The following is a 25,242-nucleotide window of genomic DNA, read 5'->3' on the forward strand; positions in this document are numbered from 1 at the left end:
GGCGACAACGACGGTGTGCTGAACGGCAACCAGATCTACGTGCCGATCCAGGTGCCGATCAACATCTGCGGCAACGGCGTTGGCGTGCTCGGCGTTGGCGCGGGCATCAGCGGGGCCTGCTTCAACGGTGCCGCGCACGACGTCGAGGAGTCGAAGCGCACCGAGGGGCTGGCGCAGGTCTCCGGTGACAACGACGGTGTGCTGAACGGCAACCAGATCGCCGTGCCGATCCAGGTGCCGATCAACGTCTGCGGCAACGGCGTGGGCGTCCTGGGCGCCGGCATCGGCGTCAGCGGTGCCTGCGTGAACGGTGCCGCGTGGGACGTCAACGACGACGACAAGAACGGCAACCACCACCACTACAAGAAGAACAAGAAGGACGGGGCCTCCGAGGAGTCCCTGCCCCTGGTCGGCGACCTGACCGGTGGCCTGAGCAGCCTGCCCCTGAGCGGCGCCTCGAGCGTGCCGGTCGCGGGTGACCTGGGCAGCGGCGTCAAGACCAGCAAGGTGAACGTCGGCGGGGTCGACCCGATGGCGCTGCTGAGCCAGGTTCCCACCGCCTGAGCCCAGCGGCTCCTGACGGAGCTGTGATTTCCTTCCCGTACCTGTAACACCGAGGGCCCCCGCCACCAGCGGGGGCCCTCGCCTATGTACAAGAGTGGTACCCTAACGATCGTTCAGGTGCATCGGGAGGGGGTTGGGGTGGCGGTTGACGACGAGGCGCTCGAGCGGCTGCGCAAGCGGGCCCTCGCGGGTGGCGCGGAGAAGTACCACGCGGCCAACGCGGCCAAGGGCAAGCTCTTCGCCCGCGAGCGTATCGCGCTGCTGGTCGACGAGGGATCCTTCGTCGAAGACGGGCTCTACGCCAACGCCCTGGCCGACGGGCTTCCCGCCGACGGCGTGGTGACCGGCGTCGCGACGATCGGCGGCCGGCAGGTGTGCCTGATGGCCAACGACTCCACCGTCAAGGCCGGTTCCTGGGGCGCCCGCACGGTCGAAAAGATCATCCGGATCATCGAGCGGGCCTACACCACCAGCGTCCCGATGGTGTATCTCGTGGACTCGGCCGGTGCGCGCATCACCGACCAGGTCGACCTGTTTCCGGGGCGGCGCGGCGCCGGGAAGATCTTCTGGAACCAGGTGCGCGCGTCCGGCTCGATACCGCAGGTCTGCGCGCTCTTCGGCCCGTCGGCCGCTGGCGGGGCGTACATCCCGGCGTTCTGTGACGTGGTGGCGATGGTCGACGGCAACGCCAGCATGTATCTGGGCTCCGACCGCATGGTGCAGATGGTCACCGGCGAGAAGACCACGCTGGAGGAGATGGGCGGCGCGTCCGTCCACTGTAAAGAGTCGGGCGTCGGGCACTTCCTCTGCAAGACGGAGGCGGAAGCGCTCGACACCGTCAAGCGATACCTGTCGTACCTGCCGGACAACTGGACCCAGCCGCCACCGGCCGCCCCGGTGAAGGCCGCACCAGCCAACATCGACCTCGCCGCGCTCGTACCGGCCAGCGAGCGTCAGGCGTTCGACATGCGCCGGTACACCCGCGGGATCCTCGACGAGGGCAGCTTCTTCGAGATCCAGGCGCTGTGGGCGCGCGAGCTGACGATCGGATTCGGCCGCCTGAACGGCGAGGTCGTTGGCGTGGTGGCCAACAACTCGATGTTCAAGGGCGGCGTGCTCTTCGTCGACTCCGCCGACAAGGCGACCCGCTTCGTGCAGCTCTGCGACGCGTTCAACGTGCCGCTGCTGTTCCTCGCCGACGTGCCGGGGTTCATGGTCGGCACGGCCGTGGAGAAGGAGGGCATCATCCGCCACGGCGCGAAGATGATCACAGCGATCGCCGAGGCGACGGTACCCAAGATCTGTGTCGTCGTGCGCAAGGCGTATGGCGCTGGCCTGTACGCGATGGCTGGCCCGGGTTTCGAGCCCGACGCGACGATCGCCCTGCCCACCGCGAAGATCGCGGTCATGGGCGCGGAGGCGGCCGTCAACGCCGTCTACGCCAACAAGATCGCCGCGATCGAAGACGAGTTGGAGCGCGCCGCGTTCGTCGCGGCGAAGCGCGAGGAGTACGAGCGCGACATCGACATCGTGCGGCTCGCCAGCGAACTCGTCGTCGACACCATCGTCGAGCCCGGTGAGCTGCGCGACGAGCTGATCCGGCGCTTCGTCGCCGCCCGCGGCAAGGAGCGGCACTTCTCCCGGCGCCGGCACGGCGTCACACCTGTCTAGGGAAGGGGCGGACCATGCTCAACGAGGAGCACGAGGCGCTGCGACAGAGCGTGCGAGACTTCGCCCGCGAGGTGGTCGCGCCGGTCATCGCCGAGCACTACGAGCACCACACGTTCCCGTACGACGTGGTGCGGCAGATGGGCAAGATGGGCCTGTTCGGCCTGCCGTTCCCCGAGGAGCACGGCGGGATGGGCGGCGACTACTTCGCGCTCTGCCTGACGCTGGAGGAGCTGGCGAGGGTCGACTCGTCGGTCGCCATCACGCTGGAGGCGGCGATCTCGCTGGGCGCGATGCCGATCTACCGGTTCGGCACCGACGAGCAGAAGGCGCACTGGCTGCCGAAGCTCACCAGCGGCGAGGCGCTGGCCGCGTTCGGCCTGACCGAGCCCGGTTTCGGGTCCGACGCGGGCGGCACGCAGACAAGGGCGGTCCTCGACGGCGACGAGTGGGTCATCAACGGCTCCAAGGCGTTCATCACGAACTCGGGCACCGACATCACCGCGCTCGTCACGGTGACGGCCGTGACCGGTGTCGCCCCGGACGGCTCCAAGGAGCTGTCGACGATCATCGTGCCGTCGGGGACGCCGGGCTTCACGGTGCAGCCGGGGTACTCGAAGGTCGGTTGGTGCGCGTCCGACACCCATGAGCTGACGTTCGAAGACTGCCGGGTGCCGGCCGCGAACCTGCTGGGGGAGCGCGGTCGGGGGTTCGCACAGTTCCTGCGGATCCTGGACGAGGGGCGGATCGCGATCGCCGCCCTCGCGGTGGGGCTCGCTCAGGGCTGCGTCGACGAGTCCGTCAAGTACGCCAAGGAGCGGCACGCCTTCGGCAAGGCGATCGGTGATTTCCAGGCGATCCAGTTCAAGATCGCCGACATGGAAACGCGGGCACACACCGCACGGCTCGCGTACTACGACGCGGCCGAACGGATGCTCGCCGGCCAGGACTTCAAGCGGCAGGCCGCCATCGCCAAGCTGTACGCCAGCGAGAGCGCGGTGACGAACGCGCGCGAGGCGACCCAGGTGCACGGCGGATACGGGTTCATGAACGAGTTCCCAGTGGCCCGGTTCTGGCGGGACTCCAAGGTCCTGGAGATCGGCGAAGGCACCTCCGAGGTACAGCGCATGATCATCGCGCGTGACCTCGGGCTGTGAGATCTGTCGGGTATCCGAAGGCCCTCCCGTCGTTGAGGCGACGCACCGCTCCTCAAGGTCAGTACTGACCCGTAGTCTTCCGGCCATGACCCCGGATCATGCGCCTGACCAGGGCAGCACCGCGTTTTCCGCGGCGCTGCGGGCCAAGCGTCGAGCCGCTGGCCTCACCCAGGCCGAGCTCGCCGGGCGGGCCGGGGTCGGTGTGCGGACGGTACGTGACCTGGAGCGCGGCCGGTCCCGACCCCAGCGCACCACCCTCGACCTGATCGCGACCGCTCTCGGCCTCACCGGCAAGGAGCGGTCCGGCTTTCTGGACGCGGCGCGCGGGCAGGGCACCGAGACGCCCACCGTGCCAGCCATGCCGGCGGCGATCGGCTTGCCGCAGACGGGCGAACTCATCGGCCGCGACCTGGACGCGTCCGAGGTGGCGGCGCTGCTCACCGGTATCGAACGCCAGACGGTGAGCCTGGTGGGCCTCGCCGGCGTTGGCAAGACTGGCCTCGCGCTCACCGTCGCGCATCAGGTCACCGAGCAGCACCCCGGTGGCGTCGCCGGCATCCTGGTGTCCGAGGTGTCGACGCCCGGCGACGTGCTGACCGCGATCGCCTCGGTCTTCGGGGTGGGCAGAGCTGCCGACCTGGCCGCCCGGCTCGCCGCTGGCCCCGCGCTGCTGGTGGTCGACGCGATCGAACGGGCACCGGGTGCGGTGGCCGAGGCGCTCAACTGGCTCGGCGCGAGCGCGCCCACGCTGCGGGTGCTGGCGACCGGCCGGCACCCCATCGGGCTGCCCGGCGAGCGGGTCTGGCCGGTGGCGCCGCTGGAGGTACCGCCGGCGGACGTGGGCGCCGACCTGGAGACGGTCGCGCGGTACCCAGCGGCCGCCCTTTTCCTGGCACGGCTGCGGCAGGTGCGGCGGGAGCCGCTCGAACCGGCCGAGGTGGGCGCGCTGGTCGGCCTGGTACGCCGGCTCGGTGGCCTGCCGCTGGCCCTGGAGCTCGCTGCCGCGCGAGGCCGGGTGCTCGACCTGAACGAGATCCTCAACCGATACGGCGACCGCGTGCTGGACCTGGCGGGCCCCGCACAGCGGACCGCGAAGGAAGCCGTGACGGTCAGCCTGCGCGACGCGGTCGCCGCGAGCTACCGGGTCCTCGAAGCCGAGGAGCGGCGGGCCGTCCGGCGACTGTCCGCGTTTCGCAACCGGTGGTCGGTCGAGTTGGCCGAGGCTGTACTGGCCGACGACGCCGGCAGTCTCGCTGGTGACCCGGTTCCCTTGCTGGACCGGCTGATCGCCCTTGGCCTGGTGAGCGTGCGCGGTTCGGGGCCGTTCCGGTTCCGCCTGCTCGACGTGGTGCGCGACTTCGCCACCGAGCGCGCGGCCGCCAACGGCGAGCTGGGCCGGGTCCGCCGCCGGCACGCGGCCGTCTTCGCCCGTCTGGCCGCCCGGACGGCTCCCGAGCTGGCCGGCGCGAAGTTCTCGGTGGCGGTCTCCCGGCTCGACGACGTCGCGAGTGACCTGTGGGCCGCGCTGGCGTACTCGGCCAACGACGACCCGCACACCGCACTCCAGTTGGCGGCGAGCCTGCCGCGCTGGTGGCGCTTCCGGGGGCGGGACGTCCCGGGTAGACAGTGGCTGCGCCGGCTGCTCGACGACCCGCGTACCGCCGACGCCGACCCCGTCGTGCGGGCGTGGGCCGGCGTGGGGCTGGCGCAGCTCGCGATCGAGCACGGTGCCGGCCAGGACGAGCTGCCGGCCGTGGAGGCGGCGCTGGCGGAGTTCCAGCGTGCCGGCCACCTGACCGGCGAGCTGGCGGGGCGGAGCCTGCTGTGCGCGCTCTGGATGGCGAACGGCGGCTACGACGAGGCGCGCCGGCACGGTGAGGCCGCGCTGGCACTGGCGACAAAAGCCGGCCGGGTACGCGACATGGCGGTGGCACAGAACAACCTCACCTGGCACGAGATCCGGGTCGGCGACCTGGGTGCCGCCCGGCGCCGGCTGGCAGCGGTCGACCGGCTGGCCGCCGAGTGCGGCGAGCCCCGCCTGCGCGCCCTCGCCTGGTCGAACCTCGCCGAGGTGGCGCGCCTCGACGCGCGGTACGCGGAAGCCGAAGCCCTCGCCCGGCGAGCGGTGACCGCGCTGTCCAAGATCGGTGACCCCGGCCAGCGCCGCCGCGCCCTTGGCACGATCGGGCTGGCGCTGGCGCAGTCCGGCCGCCTCGACGAGGCGACCGCTGTGCTGGCGGAGATCCGGGGACTCGTGGCCGCGCCGGAGACCGCGTCCGGCTCCCGTACGGGGGAGAGCGGCGAGGTCGCCGCGGTGGAGGCGATGCTGGCGCTCCAGCGAGGAGACCGGCGGCTGGCGGCGGAGTGGTTCACCGTGGCGGCCCGCGCGTACGCCGGCGACCGTGATCTGCGTGACGTCGCCGAGGCGCTGGTAGGGCTGGTGGCGAGCACCGACGAGCCGGACGCGAAAATGGCGGCCCGGGACTGGCTGTCGTCGATCTGCAAGGAGGGCGGCATCACGCTGCTGCCCCGCGAGCGCGCGCTGGTCGACAAGTAACCAGGGGGCGGGAAGCAGCGAGCGGGAGGGGCCGCAGCGGCGCGGGCGGAAACGCCCCCCGACAGGGCACCCCCTCTATATCCGCCCGCGCCGCATTCCCCGTGGCGCCCTCCCGGACCCGAACGCTAGCCACCTCTGCCAACCGAAATGTCGGCTTACGGGGTGTTTTGCAGGTGTAGTGAATGTACTTCTGCCGGTCTTCCTGCCGGTTGTCCGGCAGCGGCATTCCAGTCCGTTATGCCTCGACCACAGCGTGCTCTGGAGCATGGCCCGAAGCCGTGCTTCCGGCGGTGGCGCACGGGTGCACGGCGTCGCGGATCGTGCGCAGCGCGTCGAGGAAGGCCGATAGCTGAGCGGGCTCCAGTTGCCCGGTGAACCACTGCTCGATCAGCTCCAGGTGCCCCGGCAGGATCTCGTCGAGCCGGCTCAGCCCAGCTTGTGTGATCACCGCGTACGAGCTGCGGCGGTCGGCCGGGCAGGCCCGGCGGCCGATCAAGCCGTCGCGCTCCATCCGGTCTACGACGCGCGTCACACCACTCGTGGACAGCGATGTCTGTGCGGCCAGGTCGGTCATCCGGAGCTGGTGCCCGGGTGACCTGGCGAGCCTGGTCAGCACCTCGAACTCGACCGTGGAGAGCCCGTGTGCGCAGAACTGAGCGGCGAACCGGGAGTTCAGCCCCGCGAACGCCTCATACAGCAGACCGACGGCGGTGAGGCGCTCGTCTTGGAAGTGCTCACCCATGAGACACAGGTTAGCATCCCTTGACACGGGGAATATTGCCGTGCGTATAGTTGCTACGGCAGATGTAGAACCGTCAAGTAATTTATCTGGAGGATTCCGATGACGGACACGACCGCCGTGACGCGAGAGTTCGAGGGCCTGACCATCCCCGCGCCCGGCACGTACGAACTCGACCAGGCGCACAAGCGCGTCGGCTTCATCGCTCGCCACATGATGGTCAGTAAGGTACGCGGCGAATTCGTCGATGCCCAAGCCACCATCACGGTTGCCGAGAACCCGCTGGAGTCCTCGGTCACCGCCACGATCCAGGCGGGGAGCATCAGCACCGGCGCGGCTGACCGCGACGGCCACCTGGTCAGCGGCGACTTCCTCGACGCGGAGAAGTACCCGACCCTGGCGTTCCGCAGCACCGGCGTGAAGTCGCACAGCGGCAACAACTTCGTGCTCGCGGGCGAGCTGACGATCAAGGACGTGACCCGGCCGGTCGAGCTGGAGGTCGAGTTCGAGGGCGTCGGCCGCAGCCCCTTCGGCACCGACATCTTCGGTTTCACCGCCAGCACCGAGATCGACCGCGAAGACTTCGGCCTGACCTGGAACGTCGCCCTGGAGACCGGCGGCGTGCTGGTCGGCAAGAAGATCAAGATTGAGATCGAGGGCGAAGGCATCCGCCAGTAAGTCTCTTTTCCCGCGCCCCGGTGACCGATTTCACGGTTGCCGGGGCGCCATCCGTTGAGCGTGAGAAGTTGGACTTAGAGCATCACGACGCTTACAAGCGGTGATATCTGTCTGTTTTGTCCCTAGCCGAGGAGAGGCAGTGCTCCTAACGTGAAAGTTCCATCGCGCTGACCTCGGCAGGTTGTCCGAGGATGGCGCTGTAAGGCCGTGCGCGCCGGGAGGACACATGGGGAAAGACGTCTCGACGGGTGCGTTCTCGCGGGAGGACCGTGCCCGGTACCGGCAGAAGGTGCGCCGGTGCCTCGACGTCTTCGCACTGATGCTCGACGACTTCGGGTTCGACGCCGAACGCCCGACCACCGGCCTGGAGATCGAGCTGAACCTGATCGACGCGGACGCCGAGCCGGCCATGCGCAACGCGGAGATCCTCGCCAACCTCGCCGATCCCACCTTCCAGACCGAGCTGGGCCAGTTCAATCTCGAACTCAACGCCCGGCCCCGCCTCATCGAGGGCGACGGGTTCTCCGACTACGAAGCCGACCTGCAGGCCAGCCTCGGTCGCGCGGAGCACCGCGCGGTGAAGGCCGACGCCACGATCGTACTCATCGGCATCCTGCCCACGCTGACCGCGCGCCACCTTGTGCTGGAGAACCTGTCGACCAACGAGCGGTACCGGGTGCTCAACGACCAGATCGTCATGGCCCGCGGCGAAGACATCGAGCTCGACATCAGCGGCGTCGAGCGGCTACAGACCGCCACCGACTCCATCGCCCCCGAGGCCGCCTGCACCAGCGTGCAGTTTCACATGCAGGTCTCCCCGGAAAACTTCGCCAGCTACTGGAACGCCTCCCAGGCCATCGCGTCGGTCCAGGTCGCGCTGGGCGCCAACTCGCCGTACCTCTACGGGCGCCAGCTCTGGTCGGAGACGCGCATCGCCCTCTTCGAGCAGTCCACCGACACGAGGCCGGAAGAGCTGAAGGCCCAAGGTGTACGCCCACGAGTGTGGTTCGGCGAGCGGTGGATCACCTCGATCTTCGACCTCTTCGAGGAGAACGTGCGGTACTTCTCGCCGCTGCTGCCCATCTGCGACGACGAGGACCCGGTCGAGGTACTGCACAACGGCGGCGTGCCGCACCTGGGCGAGCTGCGCCTGCACAACGGCACCGTGTACCGGTGGAACCGGCCCGTGTACGACATCATGAACGGCCGACCGCACCTGCGCGTCGAAAACCGGGTACTGCCAGCCGGTCCCACGGTCATCGACATGCTCGCCAACGCCGCGTTCTACTTTGGACTGACCCGCGAGCTGTCCGAGGCCGACCGCCCGATCTGGTCGCAACTCACGTTCAGCGTCGCCGAGGAGAACTTCCACGCCGCCGCCCGGCGGGGCATCGAGGCGACCATCCACTGGCCGCGCGTCGGCGAGATCCGGGTCACCGATCTGGTACTCGAGTCGCTGCTGCCCAAGGCGTACGCGGGACTGGACCGCTTCGGCGTCAGCCCGGTCCTGCGAGACCAGCTGCTCGGTGTCATCGAGCAGCGGTGCAGGACCGGGCGGAACGGCGCCGTCTGGCAGACCGAGGCGGTGTGGGCCGCCGAGCGCAGGCGCGGGCTCGACCGGAGCGCCGCGCTGCACGACATGCTCCAGCGGTACACCCGACTCCAGCGCACCAACGAACCCGTACACACCTGGCCCGTCGAGTGACCTAGATCCCGGCGTGGACGGTGCCGGGAGTGGTGTTGCCGCGGCGTACCAGCAGCGACACCAGCGCGGCACCGAGGGCGATCACCGAACCGACCACCAGAGCCGTCTGGAACCCGGACATGAAGGCCAGGTGGCTCCCGGTCGTGATGGCATCGGCCAGCGGCTGGGGCGCACCGGGTGGCACCGGCGCCACGCCCTGCGCGACGTACTCCTCGGCCGCCGCCAGCCCGGGCGCCACGTCGGCCGGTACGCCGGCACCGGTCAGCTTCTCCAGCAGTACGTCGCCGACGCGGGTCGCCAGGACGGTGCCGAAGACGGTGGTGCCCAGTACGCCACCGAGCTGGGCGGCGGTCTGCTGGATGCCGCCCGCCAGGCCGGCCTGGTGTGCCGGGGCGTTGCCGACGATCGCTTCGGTGCTGCCGACCAGTACCAGGCCGAAGCCCATGCCGATCACGATGAACCATGGCCAAAGGGAGAGGTAGTCGGCCTGTACCGAGATCCGAGATAGCGCGAAGAGCGCGACCGCCGTGAGCAGCATGCCCCCGACGAGCGGTGGGCGCGGCCCGTAGCGCGCGGTCAGCGCGCCGGCGATCGGCGACGCCACGATGAACGTCGCCGTCATCGGCAGCAGCCGCACACCCGCGTCGACCGGGCTCATGCCGTGCACCTGCTGCAGGTACAGGGTCAGGAAGAAGAACGCGCCGAAGAGCGCGAAGAAGCCCAGCATCGCGAGCACCGTGCCGGCCGAGAAAGACCGGTCGCGGAAGAGGCCGAGCGGCATCAGCGGGTGCTTGGCGCGCTGCTCCCGTACGAGGAAACCGATGCCGAGCACGGCGGCCGCCCCGAAGAATCCCAGCGGCAGCGGGTCGCCGAAGCCGTGCTCCTGCGCCTTGATCAGGGCCCAGACCAGGCTGAACAGGGCCGCGGAGAGCAGCGCGACACCGGGCAGGTCGAACGAACCGGTCGCCTCCGGATCGCGGGACTGCCGCACCACCCAGAGGCCGATGGCGATCGCGATCGCCGCGACGGGAGCGTTGAGGAAGAACACCCACTCCCAGCTCGCGTTCTCGACCAGGAGGCCGGCGACGATGGGCCCGCTGGCGATCGCCAGGCCAGAGGTGCCGGCCCAGATGCCGATCGCCATGTTGAGCTTCTCGGCAGGGAAGGCGTTGCGCAGGATCGCGAGGCTGGCCGGCTGGAGCAGCGCACCGGCGAAGCCCTGCATCACCCGCCAGAAGATCACCATCTCGATCGAGCTGGAGAAGCCGACGGCCACCGACGCGACCGCGAAGCCGGCCACGCCGATGAGGAACACGGTCTTGCGGCCGAAGCGGTCGGCGAGCCGCCCGGCGACGATCAGGGATACGGCCAGCGCCAGCAGGTATCCGTTGGTGACCCACTGCAGCTGGGCGAAGGTGGCGCCCAGGTCGCGGGCGATGGCCGGGTTGGCGATGGCCACGACGGTCGCGTCGAGGCCGACGACCATCACGCCCAGTGCCACGGCGAGCAGCGTCAGCCACGGGTGGCCGTGGCCAAGCCGGCTTGACTGCCGTACGCGCGGCTCCAGCCGCTCCATCGTTGCTTGCGTCATGCGGTGAAATCTGTCAGTCAACGACAAGTGTCGTCAACAGACTTGCGTCACCTTGTGACTAGTGTCATGACGGGAATAAAGTCATGGCGGTACACTGCCCACATGACCGTTGGTGCTCCTGGGCTTCGGGAACGTAAGAAGCAGCGCACCCGCGAGGCGCTCATCGACGCGGCACTCGACCTCTTCGGTAACAAGGGGTTCGAGGCGACCACCGTCGACGAGATAGCCGATGCGGTCGAGGTGTCGTCGCGGACGTTCTTCAGGTACTTCGCGTCCAAGGAAGACGTCGTGATCAGCCTGATGGCGCAGCAGTGGGCCGACATCTACGACGAGCTTGACCGCCGGCCGGCGGACGAGCCGGTGCTCACCGCGCTGTGGCGTGCCTGCCTCATCGTCCTGCGCGTCTACGAGGCAGACGGCATGAGTCCGAACTCGTCCAAGTTCGCGTGTCTGGCGCAGCTCGTGCAGGACAGCCCGTCCGTGCTCGCCCGCAGCCTCGAGCTGTGCAGCCAGCAAAACGACGCCCTTGCCCGGCGGTTGGCGCAGCGCATGGGGGTCGACCCGATCACCGATCCGCGACCCGGTCTCGTGGCCGCCGTCGGGGCGACCGCCCTCCAGGTGGCGATCCGGGCGTGGCGCGAGCACGAGCCCGACAAGCGGGTGTCCGAGCTGGCCGACCGCGCGTTCGAGCTGCTGCAGGGCGGCATCAACTACCCCGCCGCCACCGCCTGATCACTGCGCGGTCTTGCCGCGGCGCTGCCTTCCCTTTGGCTTCGGCTGCTCCTCGGTCGCACCGGCTTGCTCCGGCCAGATCGGCGCCTTGACGGCCGCCTGGCCGCGGGCCGGCTCGGCTTCCTTGTCCTTCGCTGTTTCCTTTGTTGCCGTATCCGATACGTACGCGCGTGCTGGCGCATACGCGTCGTCGGCGAGCTCCACACGCGGTGTCTGCGCGGGTACGAGAGCGGGCTCCGGCTTCGTGTCAGCCGGTTGCTTATTGATGGCCGGCTTGTCGTCCGGCTGCTCGCTGGTGGGCTGGTTGTTGGCGGGCCATTCCAGGGCGGCCAGCTCGGCCTCGGTGGGCTGGCGGTGGACGCGCTGCCAGATCGCGGTCATCAGCGCCGACCCGGCAAGACCGGCGATCACCGCGTACGGCGCGATGAGGTGCGCGGACAACTGCTCGGCGCGTACGCCCACCAGCTTCGGAGCCGCCAGGATGTACGCCGCGGCCACGAGCAGTGGCCCGATCCCGCCCGACACCGCCGTCCCGACGCGCCCGTCGCCACGGCGTGCGGCCGGCCAGGCGGCGAGCGCCCCGATCACCACCGCCGAACCGAGCGACAGGCCGGCACCCGGCAGGTAGATGTTGCGCACCCAGTACGTGCTGTCGTCAGAGGTCATCTGCCACACGCCGAGCTGCGCCGCGGCGAGCCCATCACCTGTGACGACACCGTCGATCACCGCCACGATCGCCAGCAGCCACAGCCAGCTCGTGGTCGCGAGCACGTTGGCCGCTACCGCCCTGGTGGCGACCGCCCACACGGCGATCAGCAGGCCCAGGATCACCCCGACAGCCGCGTATCCGGCCGCGATAGTCTGCGGCGAGAACGTGTCGGCGCGCGATGCCTCACGCGCTGGTACAGCCACCAGCGCCACCGTCACCAAGCCACCGACCGCCGCCGCGACCGCGAGCGCGATCCGCCACAGGCCGGTGCTGAGCGGCGTGTCCACAACGGACCGTGTCCGCGCCGGCACGCTCAACCGGTCGGCGCAGACCACACCGATCACCGTGGAGGTCGCCGCGATCCAGGTCGCCCAGGCCAGGCTGGCGACCCACGCCGCCTCGCCAGCGGCGTCGGTCGCCGGCAGCCACGCGATGATGCCGAGCCCATAGCCCAGCCCCAACTGCGCGGCGGCGGCGCCCGCGGCGCTGCCGATCGCGGTCGCGACCGATCCTTTCCAGCCTCGTACGGCCATGCCGGGCAGCGTAACCGGCGGTCGCTACCGGGGCGACTCGGCAACGTATCCCTTACCCGACAGCGTTATGGCAGTACCTGACAGTGACAACCACCGCACTCGTCCCACGCGCCTGTGCGGCGTGTGGTGGGCACACTGCCTGGCGTGGTTGTGCGGCGGCGCGCCCGTGGCCGGCGCACGAACGGGCGAAACGCCCGATAAGTTGGCGCTGAGCAGTCGCACTCCGAGAGGACGCGCAATGGCCGACGACCGCGACGGGGCCCGTTCCGCCGACGAGACCCAGCAGTTTGACCCGTTCGCAGACGATGTCGACGAGCCAGAGGCGCCAGGCGGCAACGACAAGCCCGCCACCCGCCCAGCCACCGACGAGCCCGCGACGGCCGACGAGCCCGCGACGGCCGACGAGCCCGCCCCTGCTGATGAGACGGCGCTGATGGACGCTGCTGGGTCGGAGGCGAGTGCGCCGGGCGACGAGACTGTCGCGATGCCGGCGGCAGCGGGCGGGAGTGATGAGCGGGAGCCGGCCTCTGATGAGACGGCGCCGATGGCGGCGGCGCGCGACTCGGGGCGCGGCGCCGAAACGGCGCCGATGGCGGCGGTTTCGCCCGATGAGACGGCGCCGATGGCGGCGGCTGATGAGACGGCGCCCATTCCGGCTGGTGCCGGTGGCTGGTCGGGGCGGGCGGGGGTGCCGCCGCCGGATGCCACCGCTATCCGGGGGCCGGTCCCGTCCGACTGGGAGCCGGTGCCCGGTGACGAGCGCCGCTGGTGGATGCCCATCCTGCTGGGCTTCATCGCGTTGTTGCTACTCGGCGTGCTGGTGGTCGGCATCTGGCTGATCATGCGGGCCAGCGACTCGGGTACGGGTGGCGAGACGCCAGCGCCCTCGCCCTCGGCGGTGCCTACGACCGCCGCCGCTCCCACCACGCCCGCCCCGACGAGCGCGCCGGCGACCACCACGAGCGGCCCAGTGTCCGTCGAGGTGCCGAATGTCGTCGGCCTCACGCAAGCGGACGCGCAGGCTCAACTGGACGCCGCCGGCCTGCCGTACCGGCTGGAGTTCCGGCAGTCGGACCGTCCCACAGGTACTGTGATCGACACCGATCCAGCTGGCGGCATGACGGTGCCGGAAGGTACCCAAATCGTCTTGGTCATCGCGGAGCCGGCGCCGACGTCCGCTTCGCCGACCGCGGCGGCGACCAGTTCGGCGGCCGAGCCGTCCCCCACCTCGTAGCGACCGATCACCAGCGTCGGCGGCGCATGCCCATCATGGTCAGACCGGTCGCCGCGAGCACGAGGCCGGCCACTCCGGACAGGATCAGGGAGCGGCGGTACCCGGTGGTCGAACCCACGTCCTCCTCTTCGGCGGCGGCTCGCACCGGGGCGGCGATCGGGGTGACCACCGGTGTGGCGAGTCGCGGTGTCGGCGTGGCGGGGTAGACCGGATCGCCGAGGCCGGTCGTGGGCTCGCCCGGCCCGGCCGCGACCGGATCTCGAACCGGCCCGGCCAGGCCCCCGCTGGGGGTCGGCATGATCGGTGACGGAGATGTCGCGCCGGGGATCAGAGGTCCGCCGGGCGGGGCGCCGAGCCCGCTGGCGGGCGCTTCGGCACCGTTCGGTGGTGGTGCGATGGGCGTGGGCGGCCACGGATATGGCGACGGTGAGTCCGGTCCTCCGCCGTTGGGGTGCGGCAACGGCCACCACGGGTCGTCCCAGTGGTGGTGGTCCTGCCAATCAGCTGGCGGCTCGCCCGAAGTCTGCGGCCCTCCACCGTCCGCGGCCGTGATGCCGTCTCCACCGCCTGAGCTGAGTGAGGCGATCACCGACAGCGGTTGCGTGCCCGCGACGGCCGCGGCGACAACCGCCAGTGCTGCCGCACCGACGAAGGCGAGGCGCACCGATATTCGGCGCGCCTCGAAGCGATGTGCGCGCGTGCTCGGCTCGTTGAGCATGCCGTCCCCCCGTTTGGGGGTCCGGATCACGGCGGGTTAGGACCTACTTGGGTGGATGAGTACCAGTCTAGGCGGGCGGCCGGGTGGCCGGCTGCCGAACGGGGGAGCGTCACCGGTAGCGGCTGGGAACCCCTACCTGCCGTACTGCTGCGGGACGCCGGGAGTTGCGGGTGCGGATGTCCGGCGCCGAGCCGACCGTCCTGAGACCGCTGATCCTTACGAAGATCGAGCGCCGCTCGACGGCGTCGCCGCCTGCGTTCAGCTCGTATCCGTCCAGCCACACCCAACCGTCGTAGGTGGGCCAGTCGTGGACGCGGATCACGCGGAAAAGGAGAGGCTCGACGAACTGGACGCTGGCCTCGCGAGTCACATGGAGGATGTCACCGGAGCGGGGTAACACGTCGACTCCTGTCCGAAGCTGCCGTTTTCTACCAAATTACCCATGTTGTCAGGTAACTGCGCACCACCCCCGGGGTAGTCCGGTCAGGTGGTTCTCTTGGCTGGCAGGAGCCGGTGGAGGCCGCCTGGCCAGCGTCACTTCCGGTCCGCTACAGCACCCGCCGCCGCAGCTTGTAGGCATGCAGCGGCGAGAAACTGGTCGCGAACCGTAGACGAACCGTCCGTCAGCGTGGGGCTGATTGGGCGGCCCGCCGTACAGGCGCCTCCCAGTAAAGTCATATGTCGTTTTTGATCGGCATGGCCCTCTCGTCGACAGATCTTGTCCAAGACGGTGAGTGATCCTAGCCCTACGCACAGGGTGCACCATCAGCGTGATCAATGCAAGTTGCACTTTGGGGTGTGTGCACTGGGTTTTTAGGGCCCAATTGCTGCTTGATGTCCGGCCCGGAAACGCGCAAACTTAACGCGGTTCCGCCCCCGCGCCGGTACCCTTCTGCGTTTCCATCGCGAGTGAGCCGCCCGCCATTTGCAACCGTAGACCGGCTCGTCGCGTCGCCGCCTTCCATCACGGCACCACTACCGTGACGGGTGCGCGATGGGGGTGGGACCCTTCCCAACCTGCCCCTTCCGGAGGTGACCGTGACCGAGCGACGCAGCCCGACGATCCGCCGCCGCCGTCTCGGTGCCGAGCTGCGCCGCCGGCGAGAGGCGGCCGGAGTGACCATCGAGACCGTGGCGGAGCGCTTGGAGTGCTCCGCTTCGAAGATCTCGCGCATCGAAACCGGCCATACGAGCGCTACTCCGCGTGACGTCCGGGACATGTTAGGTATATATGGCGTATCTACGGACGAAAGCGAAGAACTAGTACAGATTGCTCGGGAGGCGCGACAGAAGGGTTGGTGGCACCCGTACAGCACGGTGCTCACCGGCGCTTACGTAGGGCTCGAGCAGGCAGCGAACTCCGTCCGGGCGTACGAGCAGCAGGTGGTTCCTGGCCTGTTGCAGACGGAGGAGTACGCAAAAGCGATGATCCGGGCCGCTAGGCCCGATATCACGGCTGACGAAGTCGAGCGACGCGTGCGTGTCCGTTTGAATCGACAGTCGTTGTTGACTCAGGACGATCCGATCGACCTGTGGGTGGTTCTCGACGAGGCGGTGTTGAGCCGCCCGGTCGGCGGAGACGCCGTCATGCGTGCTCAGCTGAGCCGGCTCGTCGAAGCCGCCGAGTTGCCCAACGTAACGCTCCAGGTCCTGACCTTTGAGGCCGGCGCACATGCCGGTATGGACGGGACCTTCGCGATCCTCGACTTCCCCGAAGCGGGCGACCCCGATGTCGTATATGCGGAAAACGCCACGGGCGGCCTCTTCCTGGAGAAGAGTGAGGAATTGCGGAAGTACGTGTTCATTTTTGATCACATCCGCGCCGCGGCGCTCCGCCCTGAGGAGTCCGTGGCTGTTATCGGAAAGCTGGCAAAGGAGCCGTTGTGGAAGTCGAGACCAAGGGGTTCCGCGTGGACTTGAGTCTGGCGAATTGGCGCAAGAGTTCGCGAAGCGGACCAAATTGCGACAATTGCGTCGAAGTCGCCTTCATTGACCAGGCGATCGCGGTTCGGGACTCCAAGAACCCGACCGGTCCGGTCTTAATCTTCACTGCCGACGAGTGGGACGCGTTCGTCGGCGGTACCAAGGACGGTGAGTTCGACCTCGACTGACAAGGTCCGTAGCGAAGCGGGGCTGGCGGGTTACTGCCAGCCCCGCTTCCGTCGCCAGGCCGCCGCACCTTCGTTGTACCCGACATGAATATTGGGCCAGAGGATGTCGGCAACGGCTCGACCACCATGCAGGAACGGTTTCCGCATCCAGGGGGCTACCAGCCGGCCCGCCGTGACAGCGAACCACCCGAGCATGAGCCCCTACCGCGTAACGGCTCCGCACCCGAACAGGCGCCCTCACTAGCGCTCGGCGACCTGTCGGAACCGGTCTACCCGCCGGCGAGCTGGCTGGAACACCACGAAACCGGCTCACTCGTCGACCACCCGCTACTGCGCGGGCTGCTGATGGAGTTGCCGCCCAAGGGCAGCGTGCCGCCGCCCGGTTGGCTCGACCGCTGGTTCGAGGCCGCCCGCTCCATCCTCGAGCTTCTCTACGTGCAGGGCTCGGGTCGCAACCGCTAGCGCTGCGTTACCTATCGCCGGTGATATAGAGACTTCAACATCTAACGGTCGTTGATCTAACCCAATAGCCTCTCCTCCAATCGGCATCCGTAACTGCCCGATCCGGCGTCACAAGCGTCCGGTCGGGCAGGTGCCGGTTAGAGGGGAGGAGTGGGGATATGACACCCCAGTTGAAGCGTCGCCTCATGACGCTCGGCATGGCCACCGTCGGTGTGACGGTGGCCGTATCAATGGCCGCACCGCCCGCGCTCGCCGCGGAACCGGAAGGCACGATTCGCAACGCCGGTGGTGATACCGCCGTCGCCGACAGCTACATCGTGGTGTTCAAGGACTCCGCGGTGCGAGGTGTCGACGTCGCGAAATCCGCCAAAGACCTGGCCGCCAAGCACGACGGGACCGTCGCTCGCACGTACCGCTCGGCGGTGCGCGGGTTCGAGATCAAGGCCACCGCGAAACGAGCGGCGCAGATCGCCGCGAACCCCGCGGTCGCGTACGTGGAACAGAACCACAAGATGACGATCCAGGACACCCAGACGAACCCCCCGTCCTGGGGTCTGGACCGCATCGACCAGCGCAACCTGCCGCTCAACAGCTCGTACACGTACCCGACCACCGCCAGTTCGGTGCACGCGTACATCATCGACACCGGTATCCGGTTCAGCCACAGCGACTTCGGCGGTCGCGCCGTCAGCGGCTTCGACGCCGTCGACGGTGGCAGCGCCGACGACTGCCAGGGCCACGGCACGCACGTGGCCGGCACCGTGGGTGGCACCTCGTACGGTGTCGCGAAGGGTGTGCAGCTCGTCGCGGTACGCGTGCTGAACTGCTCCGGTGAGGGCACCACCGCCGGTGTGGTTGCCGGCGTCGACTGGGTCACCGCCAACGCGGTCAAGCCCGCCGTCGCCAACATGAGCCTCGGTGGCGGCGCCGACTCCGCGCTGGACACGGCGGTCCGCAACTCCATCACCACCGGCGGCATCACCTACGGCATCGCGTCCGGCAACGGCAACGCCTTTGGCCAGCGGCAGAACGCCTGCAACTACTCGCCGGCTCGGGTCGCCGAGGGCATTACCGTCGGCGCCACCCAGAACAACGACGCCGCCGCCAGCTTCTCCAACTTCGGCAACTGCGTCGACATCCTGGCGCCCGGCGTGAACATCACGTCCGCCTGGTACAGCAACGACACCGCGACCAACACGATCAGCGGTACGTCGATGGCCACGCCTCACGTGGTCGGCGCCGCCGCGCTCACGCTGGCCGCGAACCCGTCGTACACCCCCGCCCAGGTCCGCGACAACCTCGTGGCCAACTCGACGGCGGGCGTGGTGACCAACCCGGGAACCAGTACCCCCAACCAGCTCCTCTACGTGCCCAACACCACGACGCCTCCGGCGAACGACTTCTCGATCGCGGCTTCGCCGACCTCCGGCTCGGTCGCGGCGGGCAGCTCGGCCACCACGACCGTGAGCACGGCGACCACGTCGGGATCGGCACAGTCGGTCGCCCTCTCGGCGAGCGGCCTGCCGTCGGGCGTGACGGCGACGTTCAGCCCTACGTCCGTGACGTCGGGAGGCTCGTCGACCCTGACGCTCGCCACCTCGGCGTCGACCCCGTCCGGCACCTACACGATCACGGTGACCGGAACCGGCGCGTCCGCGACCCGGACCGCCACGTACAGCCTGACCGTCACCGGCGGCAGCACCGGTAGCTGCACCGGCAGCAACGGCACCGACGTCTCCATCCCGGACGCCGGCGCCGCGGTCACCAGCGCGATCACCATCGCCGGCTGCGGCCGCGCACCGTCGACCAGCTCGACGGTGGCCGTCAACATCGTGCACACGTACCGCGGTGACGTGGTCATCGACGTGGTGGCGCCAGACGGCACCGCGTACCGGCTCAAGAACCGCAGCCTGTTCGACAGTGCCGACAACATCAACACGACGTACACGGCGAACCTGTCGGGCGAGGCCGCCAACGGCACCTGGCTCCTGAGGGTGCAAGATGTCGTCGCGAACGACACCGGCTACATCAACACCTGGACGCTGACGCTCTAGCGCTTCTGCTCAGCACTTTGGCGCCTTGGCGCTTTTCGTCAGCCCACAGGCCCGACCTGGGGAGGGTCGGCTGAGGCCCCGACGCACGTGCGGCGTCGGGGCCTCACTCTGCCAGCAGTACCACCTTGCCGAGGTGCTCGCTCGCCTCCACAATTCGATGCGCTTCCGCCGCCTGCGACATGGGCAGCCGCCGGTCGATCACGGGCTTGATCGCCCCAGACTCGATCAGCGGCCAGACCTCGTCACGCACACCGCGTACGATGGCGGCTTTTTCATCGTGAGGTCGCGACCGCAACAGCGCTCCGGAGATCGTGCCCCGCTTCGCCATCAGGCCGGCGAGGTTAAGCTCGCCCTTCCGACCACCCTGCAGCCCGACCACGACGATCCGTCCGTGCCGGGCGAGTGCCTCAATATTCCGATCGAGGTAGGCGCCGCCCATGATGTCGAGGATGACGTCGGCCTTGACCTCGGCGGCGAAGTCCTGCTCGGTGTAGTCGATCGTCTGGTGCGCGCCGAGCTCCTTGAGCGCCTGGTGCTTGGCCCGCCGCGCGGTGGTAACCACGTGAGCTCCAAGCGCCGCCCCAAACTGAATCGCGAACGTCCCGATCCCGCTGCCGCCGCCATGCACGAGCAGCGTCTCACCCTTCTTGAGGCCGGCGATCTGGACAAGATTCGACCAGACCGTGCACGCGACCTCGGGCAGCGTGGCAGCCTCCTCGACACTGAGGTTGCGGGGGATGGGCAGCGTGTGCGCTTCAGGCACGGCCACCATCTCGGCATAGCCGCCGCCGGCCAGAAGCGCACAGACCGGGGAGTTGGTCGCTGTGATCACGCCGCTGCACTCAAGTCCCGGGTACTGGGATGAGCCTGGCGGTGGCGTGTAGTTCCCCTGTCTCTGGAGGAGGTCGGCCCGGTTGACGGCGCTGGCCGTGACCTTGACGAGCACCTCGCCCGGACCGACCGTGGGATCCGGCACCTCAACCCACTCCAACACCTCCGGCCCACCCGGCCGCACAATCCTGACCGCACGCATACCTCCATCCTCCTCCACACCCGCCCCACACTGCCCACGCTCCCCGTGCTCTGCGCGTCGCGTGCCCTGCGCGTCGATCAAGGGCGAATGCACGTGGTTGGATCTCTTTTTCACGTGTGTTTGCCCTTGATCGATGGATTAGTCCTCGATCGGCGAGCGGGCGGCGGGGCATGGCACACTAGGCACGGCTGCCGCTCCGGCGGCGGCCACGGAGGGTTCGCCTAGTGGCCGATGGCGGCGGTCTTGAAAACCGCTAGGGCGCGTGAGTGTCCTCGTGGGTTCGAATCCCACACCCTCCGCTCTCACCAGCCAAAGAGGCTGTCTAGCCTGCGGATTCCAGATCAGCGAGGCTCTTGCTTCCGCTGACCTGTCGTGGCAAATGCGTGGCAAAGTTTCGGTACGCAACCCTGGAAGTGTGTCGTCTCCCTGTCGCCGCGCACAGCGCTGCCAGGATCCGGCGGCGTGGCAGAGCGTCGCCACACCGGCCGCGATCAAGTGGAAGGATGGCGGCATGAGTCTCGATCGTCCTATTGCGCCGGACCCGTACGACCTGCTGCCAACTGTGCCGTCGTTCACGCTCACCAGTGACGATATCCAGGACGGTAAGCCGCTCGACGCCACGTTCGCGCACGACAGCGTCGGTGGACAGAATCTTTCGCCGCACCTGGCCTGGTCGGGCTTCCCGGCTGAGACCCGCGGTTTCGTCGTGACGTGCTACGACCCCGACGCGCCGACTGGCAGCGGGTTCTGGCACTGGGTCCTGGTCAACCTGCCCGCCTCGGTGACGGAGCTTGAGCGCGGCGCCGGCGCGAGCGACGTGCACGGTGGCTTCCACGTGCGCAACGACTATGGCACGCGGGCCTATGGTGGCAGCGCACCGCCCGGTGGCGACCGGCCGCATCGGTATGTCTTCGCGGTGCACGCCATCGACGTCGACCGGCTGGACGTCAACCCCGACGTCGCGCCCGCGGTGGTCGGGTTCAACCTCGCATTTCACACCCTGGCCAGGGCGACGCTGCGGGGGACGTACCAAACCTGAGCACCGCCGATCAAGGGCAATCGCATCGATCAAGGGCAAATGCACGCGGAAAAGAGATCAAAGCACGTGCATTCGCCCTTGATCGACGAAAAGGCTCGGCGCCGCGAGGGCGGCCGCGCTGCGGCGAGTGCGGTGCGCGGCGGGTGGGACGTGGCGGTTAGCGGGGGGAGATGCAGCAGCCGGAGCAGATTTTGGGCTTGGGCAAGGTGAATGCCAAACAGCAGGTCTTGCGCTGCACTGTCGGCTCGCCGGTCGGTCCGGGGACCAACTCGATCAGATCGTCGATGCCCAGCGCCGCCAACAGTGTGCCGATGTGTTCGACGGTGGAGCCGGGGAGCACGTCGGCTGCCCGCAGGATGGCGTGTGCGATCCCCGAACTGACCGAACCGAGCAGTGTGCGGTGCCCGAGCCGGACGTGAGCGTGGATGGCGTCGAGCATGGGCGTGAGGTGGGCGTCTAGCAGCGACTCGCGCAGCGATGCGAGCAGCGCCGCCTCGTCGGCGACCACCCGGACCTCGGGCAGGCCGGCGAGGGCGAGCGGGTCGGATGGCAGTACCGCCACCGGGATCGACCGGCGCAGGCCCACCGTCAGGAGCGGTCCTCGATCGAGGTTGACCTGTACGTTGGCTGGGTCGAGTAGCGGGACGCGCCGCGCCGATGCCCAGCCGAGCGCGGCGGGGAGGGCCAGCCAGTACGTGTAGGACTTCCAGGCGAGCGCGGCGGCCGCGTGCGGAGATGCCTCCCAGCGTCGCTTGGCTGCCGCGAGCAGATCGCCGAGGCGGGCTCCGCTGGCGAGGTCGGTCGCCGAGATCCAGTTGCCGGTGCCACCCGTGACGATCAGGCCCGGCGCGAGTCCTGGCAGGTCGTCGGTGCCGAACATGGACCGCAGCGTCGAGGTGATCGGCGCCAGTGGGTCGATCGCCTGGATGCGGTGGGGGACGGCCGTAGTCACGCTACGTCGTCTCCGGTGTGAAGATCGGTGCGCGAGTGACCGCCGGCTATGCGCCTGGTCTGCCGCTGTGCCACCGATGCCACGCCGAACAATTCCCTTCGTTCCAGGACCGATGGCCAACCCTAGCCTACTAAGGCAAGGCTAACCAGAGAATGGAGCAATCCTGTCTCATGTGTCACTCACGGTATCCGTGGTTACCGAGAGTGGTACCCAGATCCAGAGGATCCAACCTCTACGTAGAGTGATGTCCGAGTAACGCCCGGTCGAGTTTGTCAAGGCTTTTGTCGGGAACGCGGCACTCCTCGTGAGCACAGGGGAGTCGGAAAGGAGACTGAAGGTCCCGGCCCTCAGGGACCCAGCATGACGACATCGCCCATCGAGCGGGCGGCCGATACGTTCGCGTCCGAACTCGGCAGGTGGCGCACCGAGCGCAACCTGAGTAAGAAGCAGCTCGCTGCTCGGATGGGTTTCGACCCCTCCTACGTGAGCCACGTCGAAGGGCGCCGCCACCGTCCCACAGAGGATTTCGCGCGGCGCGCGGAGGCGGTGCTCGGCGCCGGCGGCGCGATCTGGCAGCGGTACCAGGAGTATGACGAGCTGCGCCACGCGCGGTCCGCGGCGGCCAGCCACCGTGATCCTCCGGTACCCGAGCAGTGGCTGCCGCCCGGCACCGGCCTGATCGTCGAACAGGAGGTTGCCACCCTCTCCTACCGGGAGGGCTCGTACCGATGCGTGATCCGGCGCTCGCTCTACAACGCGGGCACCGAGCCGGTCACGCGCTACCTCGTGCGGGTGGCCGTCGACCGGTACCCGAACGATCCCGAACGCTCGAACCGGCACCACCGCGAGCATCCTCTCAGCTTCGCTGAGCTTGACCTCCAGGCATGGTGCGGCGAAGAGCCGGGTCGCGAAGCGATGGAATTTCGTAAGAAGCACGACCGGGACGCGTTCAAAGAGGTGTGGCTCCTCTTCGAGAACGCGGACGGACGGTTCCCGCTCTATCCCGGGCAGCGGACCACGATCGAGTACGCCTACACGGTCGGCCACGAGAAGTGGGGACAGTGGTTCCAGCGTGCGGTGCGGCTGCCCACCCGGCGGCTCGCGGTGCGCCTGGACTTCCCTCAAGGGCTCGACCCGCAGGTGTGGGGCGTCGAGACGTCGCTGTCGTCCGAGGAGGCGCCGCTGCGTACTCCTCTGGTGAAACGCTCGGAGAACGACCGGATGGTCTTCGAGTGGACCACCGAGTCGCCGCCGCTCAACGCCCGGTACCGCCTGGAGTGGCGCTTCCGCGCGAACGGCCCGCCGCCGAGGTCGGGTCGCGGTGGCTCTCGCGCGAGCGAGCGGATGCGGTCTGTTGGCATCGTGCAGCGGGGGGCCGACAGCCTGCGCCAGCCGGCGCGACAGTTCGTGTTGCCGGCCGACGAGGAGGCCGCGCGCGGCATCATCGAGCGGCTGATGACGACGCTCGACCGGGTCGAGGAGCTGCACTCCTTCGCCAAGGGCGTCGGGCTCGCGGCGCCGCAGATCGGGATCCCGTGGGCCGCCGCCGTCGTGCGCCCCGTCGACCGGGGCGCCGATGCGGTGGTGCTGCTCAACCCCCGGGTCGTCGACTCGTCGTCCGAGGCGGACGAGCAGTACGAGGGATGCCTGTCGTTTTTCGATGTGCGCGGCCTGGTGGCGCGCCCGTTGCGGCTGCACGTCGAGCACGCGCACTGGGACGGCAGCCGGGTGATCACGTCGTTCGAGCACGGCATGGCCCGGTTGGTCGCTCACGAGATCGACCACCTGGAGGGCCGGCTCTACGCCGATCGCATGACGCCCGGCGTCCCGCTGGTGCCCGTCGAGGAGTACCGGGAGGCGGGCACGCCCTGGCGATACTGATCAGATGTCGCCGAACGCGTCGTACTTGATGCGGACCGCCGGCACCTGCATCTCCGCCAGCGTGCGCAGGGTGTGTTTCACCATGAGCGCCGAGCCGGAGACGAAGAAGTCGTGGTTCTCCCACGGCCCGAAGCGCGCCACCACGTCGTTGATGTTGCCCTGCTCGCCGGTGAAGCTCTTGTCGTCGCTGCACGCGGGCACCACCGACAGCCACGGGTGGCGCGCCGCCAATCGGTTGAGTTCGTCGAGGTCGTAGAGATCCTCCCGGTCCTTGGCTCCGAAGAACACATGCACCCATCTGGTGCGGTTGTAGCGGGTCAGCTCCTCGATGAGGGCCCGGATCGGGGCCAGTCCGGTGCCCCCGGCAACGCAGACGATGTCGCGGGTCGACTTGCGGTCCAGCGTCATCGAACCCATCGGCGCCGCGATCCGCAGCAGGTCGCCGGGTTTCACCCGGCGAACCAGAGCACTGGAGACCCACCCCGCGCCGAGCGCCCGGACGTGAAAATCGAGGGTGCCATCCGGTCGCGGGGCGTTGGCCATCGAGTACGTCCGCCAGAGTCGCGGCTGATAGCGAGGCGCCTCGACGCTGACGTACTGGCCGGCGCGGTACTCCAGTGTGTGCTGGAGAGGCCGGAGTGTGAACACCGCGATGTCGCGGCTGCGGCGCTCGTGCGAGAGCACCTCGGCGTGCCAGAACGGCGGGTTCGTGTCCGCGTCGGCGCCGGCCATCATCTTCTTCGCGATCACGTTGTACGCGTCGGACCACGCCTGCTCGTACTCGACGCCCCAGTGCTCCCCGGCGAACGTCCGGAGCGACTCCAGCAGCGCGTCCCGCACCACGTCGTAGTGCTCTGGTTGCACGTGAAACTTGCGGTGGTCGCGTCCTAAGGCGCGTAGGTAGTCCTCGAAGCGTTCCGGATCGTCGAGGGTCTGGATCGCCGTCACGATGGCGCCGAGCAGGCGGGCCCGCTGGACATCCATGTGTACGGGAAAGAGCGTCCGCAGGTGCGGGTTGGACAGGAACATCCGCGCGTAGAAATAGCCGGCGACCTTGTCCTGCTGCTCCTCGACAAGGGTCCAGCTCTCCTTGAGCAACCGCGAGAGATTACCCATTGAAGCCCT

General features: G+C 68.9%; 22 protein-coding genes and 1 tRNA gene. 15 read left to right on the forward strand and 8 right to left on the reverse strand.

The window, feature by feature from the left end:
• The 4 genes from QMG73_RS14790 to QMG73_RS14805 form a co-directional block, all read left to right on the forward strand.
• Positions 1–564: chaplin (locus tag QMG73_RS14790; protein WP_281895783.1), on the forward strand; the 564-nt coding region annotated here is incomplete at its 5' end.
• Between the two features lie 138 nt (positions 565–702).
• Complete coding sequence (locus QMG73_RS14795; protein ID WP_281895785.1) at positions 703–2,235, forward strand: acyl-CoA carboxylase subunit beta; 1,533 nt, start codon at positions 703–705, stop codon at positions 2,233–2,235.
• Between the two features lie 14 nt (positions 2,236–2,249).
• Positions 2,250–3,389, forward strand: coding sequence for an acyl-CoA dehydrogenase family protein (locus QMG73_RS14800; protein ID WP_281895786.1), 1,140 nt, complete (start codon positions 2,250–2,252; stop codon positions 3,387–3,389).
• Between the two features lie 85 nt (positions 3,390–3,474).
• Positions 3,475–5,946, forward strand: a complete 2,472-nt coding sequence (locus QMG73_RS14805; protein ID WP_281895788.1) for an ATP-binding protein — start codon at positions 3,475–3,477, stop codon at positions 5,944–5,946.
• 235 nt (positions 5,947–6,181) lie between these two features.
• Here QMG73_RS14805 and QMG73_RS14810 read toward each other — a convergent pair whose 3' ends face one another.
• Positions 6,182–6,688 carry a MarR family winged helix-turn-helix transcriptional regulator gene (locus tag QMG73_RS14810; RefSeq protein ID WP_281895789.1) on the reverse strand — a complete coding sequence of 169 codons (507 nt, stop codon included), beginning with the start codon at positions 6,686–6,688 and terminating at the stop codon, positions 6,182–6,184.
• A 99-nt stretch (positions 6,689–6,787) separates the two neighbouring features.
• Between QMG73_RS14810 and QMG73_RS14815 the strand changes: the two genes are divergently transcribed.
• Both QMG73_RS14815 and QMG73_RS14820 read left to right on the forward strand, forming a co-directional pair.
• On the forward strand, positions 6,788–7,363 hold the full coding sequence (locus QMG73_RS14815; RefSeq protein WP_281895791.1) for a YceI family protein: 576 nt from the start codon (positions 6,788–6,790) through the stop codon (positions 7,361–7,363).
• Between the two features lie 226 nt (positions 7,364–7,589).
• Positions 7,590–9,068, forward strand: a complete 1,479-nt coding sequence (locus tag QMG73_RS14820; RefSeq protein WP_281895793.1) for a glutamate-cysteine ligase family protein — start codon at positions 7,590–7,592, stop codon at positions 9,066–9,068.
• Between the two features lies 1 nt (position 9,069).
• On the opposite strand, the gene QMG73_RS14825 is transcribed toward QMG73_RS14820, so the two are convergent.
• Entirely contained in the window at positions 9,070–10,659 is a 1,590-nt protein-coding gene (locus QMG73_RS14825; RefSeq protein WP_281895796.1) for an MFS transporter, read from the reverse strand.
• A gap of 102 nt (positions 10,660–10,761) precedes the next feature.
• Here QMG73_RS14825 and QMG73_RS14830 point away from each other — a divergent pair, with 102 nt between their 5' ends.
• Entirely contained in the window at positions 10,762–11,391 is a 630-nt protein-coding gene (locus QMG73_RS14830; RefSeq protein ID WP_281895798.1) for a TetR family transcriptional regulator, read from the forward strand.
• On the opposite strand, the gene QMG73_RS14835 is transcribed toward QMG73_RS14830, so the two are convergent.
• Positions 11,392–12,633, reverse strand: a complete 1,242-nt coding sequence (locus QMG73_RS14835) for a hypothetical protein (RefSeq protein WP_281895801.1) — start codon at positions 12,631–12,633, stop codon at positions 11,392–11,394.
• Positions 12,634–12,871: 238 nt separating this feature from the next.
• On the opposite strand from QMG73_RS14835, the gene QMG73_RS14840 reads away from it, so the two are divergent.
• On the forward strand, positions 12,872–13,867 hold the full coding sequence (locus QMG73_RS14840) for a PASTA domain-containing protein (protein ID WP_281895803.1): 996 nt from the start codon (positions 12,872–12,874) through the stop codon (positions 13,865–13,867).
• A gap of 7 nt (positions 13,868–13,874) precedes the next feature.
• On the opposite strand, the gene QMG73_RS14845 is transcribed toward QMG73_RS14840, so the two are convergent.
• Positions 13,875–14,585 carry a hypothetical protein gene (locus QMG73_RS14845; protein ID WP_281895806.1) on the reverse strand — a complete coding sequence of 237 codons (711 nt, stop codon included), beginning with the start codon at positions 14,583–14,585 and terminating at the stop codon, positions 13,875–13,877.
• 109 nt (positions 14,586–14,694) lie between these two features.
• On the reverse strand, positions 14,695–14,985 hold the full coding sequence (locus tag QMG73_RS14850; protein ID WP_281895808.1) for a hypothetical protein: 291 nt from the start codon (positions 14,983–14,985) through the stop codon (positions 14,695–14,697).
• 638 nt (positions 14,986–15,623) lie between these two features.
• Here QMG73_RS14850 and QMG73_RS14855 point away from each other — a divergent pair.
• The 4 genes from QMG73_RS14855 (at position 15,624) to QMG73_RS14870 (ending at position 19,212) form a co-directional block, all read left to right on the forward strand.
• A complete protein-coding gene (locus tag QMG73_RS14855; protein WP_281895811.1) occupies positions 15,624–16,505 on the forward strand; it encodes a helix-turn-helix domain-containing protein in 882 nt (293 codons plus the stop codon).
• Positions 16,469–16,696, forward strand: a complete 228-nt coding sequence (locus QMG73_RS14860) for a DUF397 domain-containing protein (protein WP_281895814.1) — start codon at positions 16,469–16,471, stop codon at positions 16,694–16,696. The genes QMG73_RS14855 and QMG73_RS14860 overlap by 37 nt, the downstream gene beginning before the upstream one ends.
• A gap of 84 nt (positions 16,697–16,780) precedes the next feature.
• On the forward strand, positions 16,781–17,158 hold the full coding sequence (locus tag QMG73_RS14865; RefSeq protein WP_281895817.1) for a hypothetical protein: 378 nt from the start codon (positions 16,781–16,783) through the stop codon (positions 17,156–17,158).
• A 158-nt stretch (positions 17,159–17,316) separates the two neighbouring features.
• The gene (locus QMG73_RS14870) at positions 17,317–19,212 is read left to right on the forward strand and encodes a S8 family peptidase (RefSeq protein ID WP_309299473.1); all 1,896 of its coding nucleotides are present in this window, start codon (positions 17,317–17,319) and stop codon (positions 19,210–19,212) included.
• Between the two features lie 103 nt (positions 19,213–19,315).
• On the opposite strand, the gene QMG73_RS14875 is transcribed toward QMG73_RS14870, so the two are convergent.
• Positions 19,316–20,245 carry an NAD(P)H-quinone oxidoreductase gene (locus tag QMG73_RS14875; RefSeq protein WP_281895819.1) on the reverse strand — a complete coding sequence of 310 codons (930 nt, stop codon included), beginning with the start codon at positions 20,243–20,245 and terminating at the stop codon, positions 19,316–19,318.
• Between the two features lie 210 nt (positions 20,246–20,455).
• Between QMG73_RS14875 and QMG73_RS14880 the strand changes: the two genes are divergently transcribed.
• Positions 20,456–20,544, forward strand: a tRNA-Ser gene (locus tag QMG73_RS14880).
• Positions 20,545–20,756: 212 nt separating this feature from the next.
• Positions 20,757–21,284: a YbhB/YbcL family Raf kinase inhibitor-like protein gene (locus tag QMG73_RS14885; protein ID WP_281895821.1), complete on the forward strand. Its 528-nt coding sequence runs from the start codon at positions 20,757–20,759 to the stop codon at positions 21,282–21,284.
• Positions 21,285–21,441: 157 nt separating this feature from the next.
• Here the strand turns inward: QMG73_RS14885 and QMG73_RS14890 are convergent, their stop codons facing one another.
• Entirely contained in the window at positions 21,442–22,164 is a 723-nt protein-coding gene (locus QMG73_RS14890; protein WP_281895987.1) for a hypothetical protein, read from the reverse strand.
• Between the two features lie 432 nt (positions 22,165–22,596).
• Here QMG73_RS14890 and QMG73_RS14895 point away from each other — a divergent pair, with 432 nt between their 5' ends.
• Positions 22,597–24,117, forward strand: a complete 1,521-nt coding sequence (locus QMG73_RS14895; protein ID WP_281895823.1) for a peptide deformylase — start codon at positions 22,597–22,599, stop codon at positions 24,115–24,117.
• On the opposite strand, the gene QMG73_RS14900 is transcribed toward QMG73_RS14895, so the two are convergent.
• On the reverse strand, positions 24,118–25,233 hold the full coding sequence (locus tag QMG73_RS14900) for a globin domain-containing protein (protein WP_281895824.1): 1,116 nt from the start codon (positions 25,231–25,233) through the stop codon (positions 24,118–24,120).
• Between the last annotated feature and the right edge of the window lie 9 nt (positions 25,234–25,242).

Source organism: Phytohabitans aurantiacus, from assembly GCF_027923225.1.
GTDB classification, from domain to species: Bacteria; Actinomycetota; Actinomycetes; order Mycobacteriales; family Micromonosporaceae; genus Phytohabitans; species Phytohabitans aurantiacus.